The organism is Pseudomonas sp. PWP3-1b2 (assembly GCF_049896045.1).
In the GTDB taxonomy this organism is placed as follows: Bacteria; Pseudomonadota; Gammaproteobacteria; order Pseudomonadales; family Pseudomonadaceae; genus Aquipseudomonas; species Aquipseudomonas antarctica_B.
Genome location: NZ_JAFCTN010000005.1, coordinates 103,211 through 116,882 on the forward strand (window position 1 = coordinate 103,211; position 13,672 = coordinate 116,882).

Consider the following 13,672-nt stretch of genomic DNA (forward strand, 5'->3'; position numbering starts at 1 on the left):
AGGACAACAACCATGATTATTTACGGTGTGGCATTGCTGGCGATCTGCATGCTGGCGGGCGTGATTCTAGGCGACATGCTCGGCGTGTTGCTGGGTGTTAAATCCAACGTGGGCGGGGTGGGTATCGCGATGATCCTGCTGATCTGCGCGCGCTTGTGGATGCAAAAACGCGGCGGCATGACCAAGGATTGCGAAATGGGCGTGGGCTTCTGGGGCGCCATGTACATCCCCGTGGTGGTCGCGATGGCCGCGCAGCAAAACGTGGTCACGGCCCTGCACGGCGGCCCGGTCGCGGTGTTGGCGGCCATCGGTTCGGTGGTGGTGTGCGGCTGCACCATTGCCCTGATCAGTCGCACTCACAAGGGCGAACCGTTGCCCGCCGAAGAGCCGCTGATCGTCGCTGCGGGAGGTCGCTGATATGTGGCCTCTTATCCAGAAGGGCTTGGAGAATAACGGCCTGGTCACGGCCTTTGCCGTGGTCGGTGTGGTGATGTGGATTTCCGTGGTGCTGTCCAGGCGCCTGACGTTTGGGCGCATCCATGGCTCGGCGATTGCCATTGTTATCGGGCTGGTGCTGGCGTGGGTGGGTGGCACGCTGACCGGCGGGCAGAAAGGCCTGGCGGATATGGCGCTGTTCTCGGGGATTGGGTTGATGGGCGGCGCGATGCTGCGTGACTTTGCCATCGTCGCCACGGCGTTTGAAGTGCAAGCCACCGAAGCGCGCAAGGCCGGGTTGATAGGTGTGATTGCGCTGCTGCTGGGCACGGTTCTGCCGTTTATTGTGGGCGCGAGCATGGCGTGGGCGTTTGGTTATCGCGATGCGATCAGCATGACCACCATTGGCGCCGGCGCCGTGACGTATATCGTTGGGCCGGTGACCGGTGCGGCGATTGGCGCGACCTCGGATGTGATGGCGTTGTCGATTGCCACGGGCTTGATCAAGGCGATTCTGGTGATGGTCGGCACGCCGGTGGCGGCGCGCTGGATGGGGTTGGATAACCCGCGTTCGGCGATGGTGTTTGGTGGGTTGGCGGGGACTGTCAGCGGCGTGACCGCAGGCTTGGCCGCGACGGATCGGCGGTTGGTGCCGTATGGCGCGTTGACGGCGACGTTTCACACCGGGCTTGGGTGCTTGCTGGGGCCTTCGGTGTTGTATTTCATCGTGCGTGGCTTGGTCGGCTGATTGTCGCTGGATTTAATGGCCTCATCGCAGGCAAGCCAGCTCCCACAATTTTGATCTGTGAATACCTTCAAATGTGGGAGCTGGCTTGCCTGCGATGGCGGTCTCAAGCCTGGCGGTTGGCATACATCCGGCACTCCGCCAACAGCGCCAGCAAGTTCGGGTCACGCTCCTTGGCCTTCAAAAACACCACACCAATGTGCTGCTGCAACCGATACCGGGGTTGCAGCGGTATCAGCTTCACGCGGTTCTCATACACCGCCGCAATCCGCCCCGGCAGCAGCGCATAACCCACGCCCGAGCTGACCATGCTCAGCAAGGTGAAAATGTCATTCACCTGCATCGCCACCTTCGGCTCGAACCCCGCCTGCTTGAACACCTGATTGCCGTCCTGGTGCGTGGCGAAGCCTTGGGTGAGGGTGATGAAGGTGGCGTCGCGCACGTCAGCGAGGTCGATCTGTTGTTCGCGGTCGAAGGGCGAGTCGGCCGGGGTGGCGAGAAAAATGTCGTCGGTAAACAGCGCGATCTGCTCGCAATCGGGGTCGTTGGCGCGTTCGTCGAGGGCGATGAGGATGGCGTCCACTTCCATGTTCTTGAGCTTGTAGAGCAGGTCGAAGTTGGAGCCCAGGATCAGGTCGATGTTGAGTTCGCTGCGGCGGATTTTCAGGCCCATGATCAGCTGCGGCACGGTCTTGACCGTCAGCGAGTACAGCGAGCCGAGCTTGAAACGCTCGGCGGAGAAACCCGCGGCTTCGCGGGTCAGGCGCACGCTGTCGACCACGTCGGCCACCAGTTTCTGCGCGCGCTCTTCCAGCACGTAGGCGCTTTCCAGCGGCGTGAGGTTGCGGCCTTCGTGTTTGAACAGCGGGCAGCGCAGGGCATTTTCCAGGGAGTGGATGGCGCGGTGCACGCTGACGTTGCTGGTGTTCAGCTCGGCGGCGGCGCGGGCCAGGTTGCCGGTGCGCATGAACGCCAGGAAGATTTCCAGTTTTTTGAGGGTGAATTCTTCGTCGATCAGCATGGCCGTGGCTCGGGTTCGAATGCGCTCGATTGTGCCCGCAAAACCGCGCGGCGTCCCCGGATCGTCATAAGCCGCTTGCACTCTTATGCGCAAGGTTGGACGCTAGCCAGCCCATCGTTAACGGTTAGAGGAGGTCAGTGACAGATGTACCACGGTGAACGATTCAACGCCTGGAGCCATTTGCTCGGTGCAGTCGCGGCGTTTATTGGCGCAGTGTGGATGTTGGTGGTGGCGAGCCTGGATGGCAGCCCCTGGAAGATCGTCAGCGTGGCGATTTATGGCTTTACGCTGTTGGTGTTGTACAGCGCCTCGACGGTGTATCACAGCGTTCAGGGGCGACGTAAAGAGATCATGCAGAAGGTCGATCACTTTTCGATCTACCTGTTGATCGCCGGCAGTTACACGCCGTTTTGCCTGGTGACATTACGCGGGCCCTGGGGCTGGACGCTGTTCGGGATTGTGTGGGGGCTGGCGGTGATCGGCATCCTGCAAGAGATCAAGCCGCGCTCCGAGGCGCGGATTCTGTCGATCGTGATTTATGCGGTGATGGGCTGGATTGTGCTGGTGGCGGTCAAGCCGCTGATTGCCGCGCTGGGCACGGCGGGGTTTGTATGGCTGGCGTCGGGCGGGGTGTTGTACACCGTCGGGATTATCTTTTTCGCCCTGGAGGATCGCCTGCGCCACTCCCATGGGATATGGCATTTGTTTGTGATCGGCGGCAGCCTGCTGCATTTTGTGGCGATCATGCGTTACGTGCTCTAACCCTGTGGGAGCTGGCTTGCCTGCGATGGCATCGACTGAGTGCACCTGATGCACCGAGGTGCCCGCATCGCAGGCAAGCCAGCTCCCACAGTTTTGATTGGGTTTGCAACGGAAGAGGGTTAGAAATCGCCCCAGAGTTGTTGGGCGACTGCCAGCGCTACAACTGGCGCTGTTTCAGTGCGCAGCACGCGTGGGCCGAGGCGGGCGGCGTGGTAGCCGGCGCCTTTTGCGGATTCGACTTCGGCGTCAGTCAGCCCGCCTTCTGGCCCGATCAGGAAGGCCAGGCTCGACGGCTTGGCGTGGCTGATCATCGGTTCTGCCACCGGGTGCAGCACCAGCTTCAAATCCGCCTCGGTCTGCTTCAGCCAGTCCGCCAGTAACAGCGGTGGGAGAATCACCGGCACCGTTGAGCGCCCGCATTGCTCGCAGGCGCTGATCGCCACCTGGCGCCAGTGCAGCAGGCGTTTGTCGGCGCGTTCGTCCTTGAGGCGGACTTCGCAGCGCTCGGTGAAAATCGGCGTGATCGCGTTGACGCCCAGTTCGGTCGCTTTCTGAATCGCCCAATCCATACGCTCGCCCCGGGACAGGCCCTGGCCGAGGTGGATGTGCAGCGGCGATTCGGTCTGGCCGGCGAAGCTTTCGGTGAGTTGCACGGTGACGCGCTTTTTACCGACTTCCAGCAGCGTGCCGCGAAATTCCTGGCCGGAGCCGTCGAAGAACTGCACGGCGTCGCCTTCGGTCATGCGCAACACACGGCTGATGTAATGCGCCTGGGCTTCAGGCAGCTCGTGGTCGCCGATGCTCAGCGGGGTGTCGGTGAAAAAGCGGGACAGTCTCATTTCTGTTCTCTGGAAAATTTAGCAAACCATGGTGTGTATCAATTGTGGCCCTTTTGCCTTGTTAGCCCGGGTCGCGGAAGCCTGGGTGGAAGTCTTGGGGCACTGACACACTGACGTTGCTGTTGGTGGCGATATCGATGCCTTCACTGGCCACTTCGGCCAGGAAGTCGATCTGCTCGGGCGTGATCACGTACGGCGGCAGGAAATACACCACGCTGCCCAGCGGGCGCAACAGCGCGCCGCGTTCCAGGGCGTGCTCGAATACTTTCAGGCCACGGCGTTCCTGCCATGGGTAGGCGGTTTTGGTGGCTTTGTCCTGCACCATCTCGATGGCCAGCACCATGCCGGTCTGGCGGACTTCCGACACGTGCGGGTGGTCAACCAAGTGCGCGGTGGCGGTGGCCATGCGCTGGGCCAAGGCCTTGTTGTTTTCGATGACGTTGTCTTCTTCGAAAATATCCAAAGTCGCCAGGGCCGCCGCGCACGCCAGCGGGTTGCCGGTGTAGCTGTGGGAATGCAGGAAGGCGCGCAGGGTCGAGTAGTCGTCGTAGAAGGCATCGTACACATCATCAGTGGTGACCACGGCGGCCAACGGCAGGTAGCCGCCGGTCAGCGCTTTGGACAGGCACAGGAAGTCCGGGCGGATGCCGGCTTGCTCGCAGGCGAACATGGTGCCGGTGCGGCCGAAGCCCACGGCGATTTCGTCGTGGATCAGGTGCACGCCGTAGCGGTCGCAGGCTTCGCGCAGCAGTTTGAGGTACACCGGGTGGTACATGCGCATGCCGCCAGCGCCCTGGATCAGCGGCTCGACGATCACGGCGGCGACGGTGTCGTGGTTTTCCGCCAGGGTCTGTTCCATGGCCAGGAACAGGGTGCGCGAGTGTTCTTCCCAGCTCATGCCCTCGGGGCGCTGGTAGCAATCCGGGCTCGGCACTTTAAGGGTGTCGAGCAGCAGCGCTTTATAGGTCTCGGTAAACAGCGGCACGTCGCCCACCGACATCGCGGCGATGGTTTCGCCGTGGTAGCTGTTGGTCAGGGTGACGAAACGCTTTTTGTTCGGCAGGCCACGGTTGAGCCAGTAGTGAAAGCTCATTTTCAGCGCGACTTCGATGCACGATGAGCCGTTATCGGCGTAGAAACACCGCGTCAGGCCCTCGGGCGTCATCTTGACCAGGCGCTCGGACAGCTCGATCACCGGCTGGTGGCTGAAGCCGGCGAGGATCACGTGTTCCAGTTGGTCGACCTGATCCTTGATGCGCTGATTGATGCGCGGGTTGGCGTGGCCGAACACATTGACCCACCAGGAACTGACGGCGTCGAGGTAGCGCTTGCCTTCGAAGTCTTCCAGCCACACGCCTTCACCGCGCTTGATCGGGATCAGCGGCAGTTGCTGGTGATCTTTCATCTGGGTACAGGGATGCCACAGCACCGCAAGGTCGCGTTGCATCCACTGGTTGTTCAAGCCCATCGTTTTATCTCCTCGAAGCGGTCCTGCAGCCGGCGCAGGCGTAACAATCGCGCAAGCCTATGCAATGGGCGACTGTGTCACAACCCATTAAGCGTGAATTGGCAGTAAACGCAGGACGATCTGTCACGTTTACTGGGAATAGTCCTTAATCGGTTGTTAACGTATTGTGCATAATCTCAAGATCATATTTCTCGATATTTCAAAGCGAATTTTTAGGCTTTAATTCGATAGATAAATCGCTAGTCTTGGGCACAGCACTCACGGGATTTGGGACATGCAGCTACGTAATTCAAAGGCCCGGTATGGTTGGGTCAGCATGGTGTTGCACTGGGGCGTAGCCTTGGTGGTGTTTGGTTTGTTCGCGCTGGGCTTGTGGATGGTCGGCCTCGATTACTACGACGTCTGGCGCAAAGCCGCGCCCGATCTGCACAGAAGCATTGGCATCACGCTGTTCGCCCTGATGCTGGTGCGCATTGTCTGGCGCCTGGTCAGCCCGCCACCACCTCCGCTGGCCAGTTACAGCCGTTTGACCCGTATCGGCGCGGCCTGTGGCCACGCGTTCCTGTATCTGGCGCTGTTTGCCGTGATGATTGCCGGTTACCTGATTTCCACCGCAGACGGTGTCGGTATTTCGGTGTTTGGCCTGTTCGAAATTCCTGCCGTGATTTCCGGGCTACCGGATCAGGCAGACAACGCTGGCCTGGTGCACCTGTACCTCGCCTGGGTGTTGGTAGTGTTCGCCGGCTTGCACGGCGTGGCTGCGTTGAAACACCACTTTATCGATCGTGATGCGACCCTCACGCGAATGCTGGGGCGCAAAGCCTGATGTTCAACCTCGACTCACAAGGAATAGAAAGCATGTTGAAAAAGACTCTCGCGGCCCTGGCCATCGGTTCTGCCCTGTTGTCCGCCGGCTCGGCGATGGCGGCTGACTACAAGATCGACAAAGAAGGCCAACACGCCTTCATCGACTGGAAAATCAGCCACCTGGGCTACAGCTATATCCACGGTACCTTCAAGGATTGGGACGGCACTTTCAGCTGGGACTCGGCCAAACCTGAAGACAGCAAAATTGCCGTCGACGTGAAAACCGCCAGCCTGTGGTCCAACCACGCAGAGCGTGACAAGCACATCGCCAGCAAGGATTTCCTGGACGTTGCCAAGTTTGCTGACGCCAAGTTCGTATCTACCTCGGTCAAGTCCACCGGCGCCAAAACCGCTGACGTGACCGGCGACCTGACGTTCCACGGCGTGACCAAGCCTGTGACCTTCAAGGCCACGTTCAACGGCGAAGGCAAGGACCCGTGGGGCGGCGAACGTGCTGGCTTCAACGCTACCACCACGCTGCAACTGAACGACTTCGGCATCAAAGGCCCAGGCCCGTCTTCCCAGACCGTGGACCTGGACATCTCGCTGGAAGGTGTCAAAGCGAAGTAATAGTCGCCGTTTAATCGAAGCGCCGACCTCAGGGTCGGCGTTTTGCTGTCTGGCGTACTGCTAGTGCTTTACAGGCTGGCCTGATATTCCACGATCTGGTCTTTGAGCCAGGTGTGCAGCGTGATCAATTGCGCTGAACGCTGACTGCCGGCAGGCCAGACCAGGTAGTAGCGTGAAGAGTGCGCAGGTTCGACCGTTGTCAGTTTGACCAGCTCCCCGCGCTGAATCAGCGAATGGGCAATGGATCGTCGGGTGAGCGCGACGCCGTATCCGAGTCTGACGGCTTCGAGCATCAACGTTGAGTCAGTGAATTCCAGCGAGGCAGGCGGGCGCTGCCCCTCCACGCCGGCGGCGCTGAGCCAGACTGGCCAGCTTTCACTGGCGTGCAGCAGCGGTTGTTCGAGGATGGCTTGCGCTGTGTCTGGCAGCGCGCCGGCATTGAAGTGCGGGGCTGCAATCACGAGCAAGGCGTCGGCCATCAGGGGCTCGCACTGCACGTCCGGCCATTGGCCATGGCCAAAGCGGATGGCGCAGTCAATCAGCCCCTGCTCGAAGCTGACGAACTCCATGCTCGACTCCAGCTTCAGGCGCAGCCCGGGGTGGGCGGTCATGAACCCTTGCAGGCGCGGCAGCAACCAATACATGGCGTAGGACGGCAGCACTGAGAGCGTCAGTTGCGGGTGCCTGGTTTTCGCCAGCAGTTTTTCGGTAACACCGGCAATTTCGCCCAGCGCCTGCCTGATCTGGTAGGCATAAACGCGGCCTTCATCCGTTAACACCAGGGACCTTTTTTCACGCGAAACCAGTGCGATGCCCAAATAGTCTTCGAGTGAGCGAATCTGATGGCTGACGGCGCTATGCGTCACGTGCAGCTCAAGCGCCGCCAGGTTCACCTTGCCCAGCCGAGCCAACGCTTCAAAGGCACGCAGTGCAGCGAGGGGAGGGAGCTTCAATAGGTGAATTCCTTTCACGGAAAAGCCTAATAATAGCCGCTATACGTGAAGTGAGTGGGCTACCGATAATCGGCGTCTTGTTAGTGGTTTAACTAACGTCATGTTGAAAATATCGGGAGTTATTAACCGTGATTACTGAAATCCAAGCCTTTTTGAAAGACTACTTTACTGTGTTGCAAACCCAGGAATTGAACACGTTTGACCAGGTGTTTCATCGTGGCTGCATGTTGTACAGCGCGCAGAATGCTGCGGTGGTTGTTCGGCCTTTTGATGAGTACCGGACCATGGTGCAGGGCCGTGAGTCGCCGCAGCAAGGCGGTTTTCCACAGCTGGATGAAGTACTGATGATTGACGTGATGTCGCCGGAAATGGCCATCGTCAAAGTGCGCTTGCGGTTGTTCAATAACGTAATGGTCGACTATTTGAATTTGATGAAAGTTGACGGGCGCTGGATGATCTTCGCCAAACTGTTTCACAAAGCCGGTGAAGTTGCCGAATAACACGTTAACCGTCAGATGCAAAAACGCCCCGAACAATCGGGGCGTTTTTTTACAGCCTGGTGACTCAGCGGTTGCGGGTCAGCAGCGCTGGTTTTTCACCACGAGGACGGCCTGGCAGTTGGTCCAACTGCTCGGGTGTCGGGAAGCGGTCAGCTTTCGACTCCTTGTGGATGATCTTCGGTGCCGGGCCGCCGCGCGGGTTCTGCACCGCTGGCTCGGACGAACGAGGCTGGTCGTCACGGGCCGGGCGACGGTTGTTGCTGCTGCGCGAGTCTTCGCGACGCGCCTGGCCGTCACGCGGTGCGCCGTTACGCGGGCCGCTGCGTTTGGCTGGCGGAGTACCGGTGGTACCGCCGCTGCTGTTGCGCGGGCCGTTCTGACGAGCGCCCTGTGGCTGGCCGCCACGGGGTGCGCCGGAACCGGTGCCAGCACCTGCGCCCGGAGCCTGCGCACCTGGACGGCGGCCACGGCCCTGGGCCGGTTTGGCCTGAGGCACGTAGTCTGCACGGTTACCGAAGTTATCGATATCGTCGTCAAGGAACTCGTCCGGCGCACGGTCGGCGGCGGCGCGTGGCGGCTGGCTCGGCTGGCGCTGTTCGCGGGCCGGGGTGCCTTCACGGGGTTTCTGCTCACGGGCCGGGCGTTCGCCACGGCCGTTGGCAGGCGCCTTTTCCTTGCCGCCTTTGTCTTTGCCCTTGTCGCGACGACCACCGCCACCACCGCCGCCGTTCGGGCCATCGCCCTTCGGACCGCGTGGGTTGCGCGGGTTACGCACGTCCGGACGCTCGCGCACTTCAGGCTTTTCGGCCTCCACGGCGCTGGCATCGAAGCCCATCAGGTTGCCGTCGGCAATTTTCTGCTTGGTCATGCGTTCGATGCTTTTCAGCAGTTTTTCTTCGTCCGGTGCAACCAGGGAAATGGCTTCACCCGAACGACCGGCGCGGCCGGTACGGCCGATACGGTGCACATAGTCTTCGTCGACGTTTGGCAGCTCGAAGTTGACCACGTGTGGCAATTGGTCGATATCCAGGCCGCGGGCGGCGATATCGGTGGCAACCAGGATGCGTACTTCACCGGCCTTGAAGTCGGCCAATGCTTTGGTGCGCGCGTTCTGGCTCTTGTTGCCGTGGATGGCGACGGCGGTGAGGCCGTGCTTGTCCAGGTACTCGGCCAGGCGGTTGGCGCCGTGCTTGGTGCGGGTAAACACCAGCACTTGTTCCCAGGCACCGGCGGTGATCAGGTGCGCCAGCAGCGCACGCTTGTGGCTGGCCGCCAGGCGGAAGACGCGTTGCTCGATACGCTCGACCGTGGTGTTCGGCGGCGTGACTTCGATGCGTTCCGGGTTGTGCAGCAACTTGCCGGCCAGGGCAGTGATGTCCTGGGAGAACGTTGCCGAAAACAGCAGGTTCTGACGTTTGGCCGGCAGGCGGGCGAGGACCTTTTTCACGTCATGGACAAAGCCCATGTCGAGCATGCGGTCGGCTTCGTCCAGCACGAGGATTTCCACGTGGGACAAATCGACGCTGCCCTGGCCGCACAGGTCGAGCAAACGACCGGGGCAGGCCACCAGCACGTCAACACCACGGGACATGGCCTGAACCTGTGGGTTCATGCCTACGCCGCCGAAGATGCAGGCGCTGACGAACTTCAGGTCGCGGGCATACAGCTTGAAGCTGTCGTGCACTTGGGCGGCGAGTTCGCGGGTTGGGGTCAGGACCAGTACGCGCGGTTGGCGCGGGCCGTGACGCTGGGATTTGTCCGGATGACCATTGGGAAACAACCGCTCCAGAATCGGGAGGGCGAAGCCGCCGGTTTTACCAGTACCTGTCTGAGCCGCAACCATCAGGTCGCGACCTTGCAACACGGCGGGAATGGCCCGCTGTTGCACCGGAGTAGGCTCGGTATAGCCCGCTGCCTCGATGGCGCGGACTAAAGCCTCGGAGAGACCGAGGGAAGCAAAGGACATGAGTAATCCTGTTTTAGTTAGGGCTTGGCCCAAAGGGATAATCTTGCCGGGCGTGAATGGCGCTTAGGGGAGCGCAATCCCGTCCGGTCCTGCTGCGTCTGGCGGGCACTCCACCGGCTCGCGCGGGCTGAAAGCTGCGCAGTAGCTGGGTTGGGTGCCTTTTTCAAGACCTCAGCGGCCGGGCGTAAGCCTGGCGGAAAGGCCGGAGTATAACAGAGCAATCACGGCGCGCCGCTTTCCTGCTGCTCAACGGTGTGTTCTGACGCCGTAATGGCTTGGATTCCCCCATATTTGGCACTCAAGGTGGCGTACGCCGGTTCCTGTTTGAAGCGTTTGAGCTCGGCGGCGAAGCGCTGCACCAGCAGGTCCATGCCCGCACCACGGCGCACCGCCAGAAACTGCTGCTGGCGGCTGACCACCAGCGGCGCCTGGCTGACCTCGCCTTCCAGGCCCAGCGCCTTGATCACATGCTGGCCCACCCGGCGGTCGGTGATCAGCAGGTCGATACGTCCCAACGACAATTTGCCGAAGTTGGCCTCATGGCTGGGTGCAGGCTCTCTGTTGAACAGGCTGGATTCGCTGAACGCGTCGCCATAAAGATAGCCCGGCGAGGTGCCGATGGTCAGGCCGCGCAGGTCGTCGAGTGTCTCTGCCGGATGCGGGCGGTTGTTGGCGTAGAACAGCACGAATTCGACGTCGGACAGTGGCTCGCTCGGGTACAGCAGCAAGGCGTCGCGGTCAGGGCTGTGAAAAATATCCAGTGCGCCATCCGCGTGGCCCCCGTCGAGCATGGCCAGGCAGCGTTTCCACGGTAGAAACTGCCACTCCACTTCAACACCCAGGCGCTGGAACACCGCCACGGTGGCTTCAAAGTCCAGCCCGCGCATGGTGCCTTGGTCTTCGTATACATAGGGCGCCCAGGGTTCGGTGACAATGCGCAGTTTCTCGCCGAAAGCGCTGAGGCTCAGGAGAGTAAAAAGCACGGCGGTCAACAACTTGAGAATGACGGGCATGCCTGGAGATTACGACGCCCTTGCCTCAAAGAGAAGCTCTGGCACACGCATCGGCGGGCAGGGCGCAGAAACAAAAAAGGCCCTCGTCATGACGAGGGCCTTGGGTACTGCGGGAAAACCTCAGCGTGGCAGCTTGAGGTTGTTCCAGATGGCGAGGCTCGGTTCCGCCTGGTTCAGGGTGTAGAAGTGCAACCCTGGTGCGCCACCTTGCAACAAGCGCTCGCACATTTCGCTGATGACCTGCTCGCCGAACGCCTGGATGCTCTTGACGTCGTCGCCGTAAGCTTCCAGTTGCTTGCGCACCCAGCGTGGGATTTCAGCGCCGCACGCGTCGGAGAAACGTGCCAGCTTGCTGTAGTTGGTGATCGGCATGATGCCCGGCACGATCGGGATGTTCACGCCCATCGCCCGTACACGCTCGACGAAGTAGAAGTAGCTGTCGGCGTTGAAGAAGTACTGGGTGATTGCGCTGTTGGCGCCGGCGTTGGCCTTGCGCACGAAATTTTGCAAATCGTCTTCGAAATTGCGCGCCTGGGGATGCATCTCCGGGTAAGCCGCCACTTCGATGTGGAAGTGATCGCCGCTTTCTTCGCGGATGAAGCTCACCAGGTCATTGGCGTAGCGCAGCTCACCGCTGGCCATGCCCATGCCGGACGGCAGGTCGCCACGCAGGGCAACGATGCGCTTGATGCCGGCGCTCTTGTATTGAGTCAGCAGGCTGCGCAGGTCGTCTTTGCTGTCGCCCACGCACGACAAGTGCGGAGCGGCGGGAACGTTGACCTGGCTTTCCAGCTGCAACACGGTGTTGATCGTGCGGTCACGGGTCGAGCCGCCGGCGCCGTAGGTGCAGGAAAAGAAGTCGGGGTTGTAACGGGCCAACTGCGTGGCAGTGGCCATCAGTTTTTCATGCCCAGCATCGGTCTTGGTCGGGAAGAACTCGAAGCTGTAGCGACGGTCTTGGGACATGGTCGTACCTATGGAAACTCAGAATACCGGTGTGGGAGCGGGCTTGCCCGCGATGCAGGCGCCTCGGTGTCTCAGCAGTACCGAGGCGATGCCATCGCAGGCAAGCCAGCTCCCACAAAAGCCAGCTCCCCTATGGCAGCTGGCACCAGGTCGATCAGTAGCGGTAAGCGTGCGGCTTGAACGGGCCTTCAACGGTCACGCCGATGTAGTCGGCCTGGGTCTTGGTCAGTTGAGTCACCACGCCGCCGAAGCCGCGGACCATTTCCAGGGCCACTTCTTCGTCGAGTTTCTTCGGCAGTACTTCCACGGTCAGGCGCTCGGCTTTCTGGGCAGGCGACAGGTCGGCGTATTTCTGTTCGAACAGGAAGATCTGCGCCAGTACCTGGTTGGCGAACGAGCCATCCATGATGCGGCTTGGGTGGCCAGTGGCGTTACCCAGGTTCACCAGACGGCCTTCAGCCAGCAGGATCAGGTAGTCGTCGTTCTGTGGGTCGAAATCGCCAGCGCCGGTACGGTGAACCTTGTGTACCTGCGGCTTCACTTCTTCCCATGCCCAGTTTTTGCGCATGAAAGCGGTGTCGATTTCGTTGTCGAAGTGGCCGATGTTGCAGACAACAGCGCGCTTCTTCAGGGCTTTGAGCATGTTCGCATCGCACACATTCACGTTACCGGTGGTGGTTACGATCAGGTCGATCTTGCCCAGCAGGGCTTTGTCGATGCTGGCTTCGGTGCCGTCGTTGATACCGTCGATGAACGGCGAAACCAGTTCAAAGCCGTCCATGCAGGCTTGCATGGCGCAGATCGGGTCAACTTCGGAGACTTTAACGATCATGCCTTCCTGACGCAGGGACTGGGCCGAACCCTTGCCCACGTCACCGTAACCGATCACCAGGGCTTGCTTGCCCGACAGCAGGTGGTCAGTACCGCGCTTGATCGCATCGTTCAGGCTGTGACGGCAGCCGTACTTGTTGTCGTTTTTGCTCTTGGTCACCGAGTCGTTGACGTTGATGGCCGGGATTTTCAGCTCGCCCTTGGCCAGCATGTCCAGCAGGCGGTGTACGCCGGTGGTGGTTTCTTCGGTCACGCCGTGGACGCGGTCGAGGATCTGCGGGTATTTCTTGTGCAGCAGCTCAGTCAGGTCGCCGCCGTCGTCGAGGATCATGTTGGCATCCCACGGCGCGCCATCCTTGAGGATGGTTTGCTCCAGGCACCACTCGTACTCTTCTTCGGTTTCGCCTTTCCAGGCGTACACCGCGATGCCGGCAGCAGCAATGGCAGCAGCGGCCTGGTCTTGCGTGGAGAAAATGTTGCAGGACGACCAACGTACTTCGGCACCCAGGGCAACCAGGGTTTCGATCAGCACGGCAGTCTGAATGGTCATGTGAATGCAGCCGAGGATTTTCGCGCCTTTGAGTGGCTGCTCAGCGGCGTATTTGCGGCGCAGACCCATCAGGGCAGGCATTTCGGATTCAGCAATAAAGGTTTCACGACGGCCCCAGGCAGCAAGGGACATGTCGGCGACTTTGTAGTCGGTGAAATCTGCAGGCGTGTTGACAGCGCTCATGAA

Annotated in this window: 14 protein-coding genes; 6 read left to right on the forward strand and 8 right to left on the reverse strand. The window is 60.6% G+C overall.

What is annotated here, in order from left to right:
- Positions 1-12 precede the first annotated feature (12 nt).
- Positions 13-417 (forward strand): malonate transporter subunit MadL, encoded by a 405-nt coding sequence (madL, locus tag ACP7A2_RS05200; protein WP_348061640.1) that lies wholly within the window; start codon positions 13-15, stop codon positions 415-417.
- Between the two features lies 1 nt (position 418).
- Positions 419-1,183, forward strand: a complete 765-nt coding sequence (madM, locus tag ACP7A2_RS05205) for a malonate transporter subunit MadM (protein WP_426133364.1) — start codon at positions 419-421, stop codon at positions 1,181-1,183.
- A gap of 103 nt (positions 1,184-1,286) precedes the next feature.
- Here the strand turns inward: madM and ACP7A2_RS05210 are convergent, their stop codons facing one another.
- Positions 1,287-2,201, reverse strand: a complete 915-nt coding sequence (locus tag ACP7A2_RS05210; protein WP_426133365.1) for a LysR family transcriptional regulator — start codon at positions 2,199-2,201, stop codon at positions 1,287-1,289.
- A gap of 144 nt (positions 2,202-2,345) precedes the next feature.
- Here ACP7A2_RS05210 and trhA point away from each other — a divergent pair, with 144 nt between their 5' ends.
- Positions 2,346-2,963, forward strand: coding sequence for a PAQR family membrane homeostasis protein TrhA (gene trhA / locus ACP7A2_RS05215; protein ID WP_426133366.1), 618 nt, complete (start codon positions 2,346-2,348; stop codon positions 2,961-2,963).
- A 119-nt stretch (positions 2,964-3,082) separates the two neighbouring features.
- On the opposite strand, the gene ACP7A2_RS05220 is transcribed toward trhA, so the two are convergent.
- Positions 3,083-3,802, reverse strand: a complete 720-nt coding sequence (locus ACP7A2_RS05220; RefSeq protein WP_426133367.1) for a 16S rRNA (uracil(1498)-N(3))-methyltransferase — start codon at positions 3,800-3,802, stop codon at positions 3,083-3,085.
- 61 nt (positions 3,803-3,863) lie between these two features.
- Positions 3,864-5,270, reverse strand: coding sequence for an adenosylmethionine--8-amino-7-oxononanoate transaminase (locus ACP7A2_RS05225; RefSeq protein ID WP_426133368.1), 1,407 nt, complete (start codon positions 5,268-5,270; stop codon positions 3,864-3,866).
- Positions 5,271-5,544: 274 nt separating this feature from the next.
- Between ACP7A2_RS05225 and ACP7A2_RS05230 the strand changes: the two genes are divergently transcribed.
- Positions 5,545-6,096, forward strand: coding sequence for a cytochrome b (locus ACP7A2_RS05230; protein ID WP_426133369.1), 552 nt, complete (start codon positions 5,545-5,547; stop codon positions 6,094-6,096).
- Between the two features lie 32 nt (positions 6,097-6,128).
- The gene (locus ACP7A2_RS05235; protein WP_348062558.1) at positions 6,129-6,707 is read left to right on the forward strand and encodes a YceI family protein; all 579 of its coding nucleotides are present in this window, start codon (positions 6,129-6,131) and stop codon (positions 6,705-6,707) included.
- A gap of 68 nt (positions 6,708-6,775) precedes the next feature.
- Here the strand turns inward: ACP7A2_RS05235 and ACP7A2_RS05240 are convergent, their stop codons facing one another.
- The gene (locus ACP7A2_RS05240) at positions 6,776-7,660 is read right to left on the reverse strand and encodes a LysR substrate-binding domain-containing protein (protein WP_426133370.1); all 885 of its coding nucleotides are present in this window, start codon (positions 7,658-7,660) and stop codon (positions 6,776-6,778) included.
- A gap of 128 nt (positions 7,661-7,788) precedes the next feature.
- Here ACP7A2_RS05240 and ACP7A2_RS05245 point away from each other — a divergent pair, with 128 nt between their 5' ends.
- The gene (locus tag ACP7A2_RS05245; protein ID WP_348062556.1) at positions 7,789-8,160 is read left to right on the forward strand and encodes a nuclear transport factor 2 family protein; all 372 of its coding nucleotides are present in this window, start codon (positions 7,789-7,791) and stop codon (positions 8,158-8,160) included.
- A 64-nt stretch (positions 8,161-8,224) separates the two neighbouring features.
- Here the strand turns inward: ACP7A2_RS05245 and ACP7A2_RS05250 are convergent, their stop codons facing one another.
- From ACP7A2_RS05250 to ahcY, 4 genes are all read right to left on the reverse strand, one after another.
- On the reverse strand, positions 8,225-10,126 hold the full coding sequence (locus tag ACP7A2_RS05250) for a DEAD/DEAH box helicase (protein WP_426133371.1): 1,902 nt from the start codon (positions 10,124-10,126) through the stop codon (positions 8,225-8,227).
- Positions 10,127-10,347: 221 nt separating this feature from the next.
- Complete coding sequence (locus tag ACP7A2_RS05255) at positions 10,348-11,139, reverse strand: substrate-binding periplasmic protein (protein ID WP_426133372.1); 792 nt, start codon at positions 11,137-11,139, stop codon at positions 10,348-10,350.
- Between the two features lie 120 nt (positions 11,140-11,259).
- Positions 11,260-12,105, reverse strand: a complete 846-nt coding sequence (metF, locus tag ACP7A2_RS05260; RefSeq protein ID WP_426133373.1) for a methylenetetrahydrofolate reductase [NAD(P)H] — start codon at positions 12,103-12,105, stop codon at positions 11,260-11,262.
- Between the two features lie 154 nt (positions 12,106-12,259).
- Positions 12,260-13,669, reverse strand: a complete 1,410-nt coding sequence (gene ahcY, locus ACP7A2_RS05265; protein WP_375066513.1) for an adenosylhomocysteinase — start codon at positions 13,667-13,669, stop codon at positions 12,260-12,262.
- Positions 13,670-13,672 lie beyond the last annotated feature (3 nt).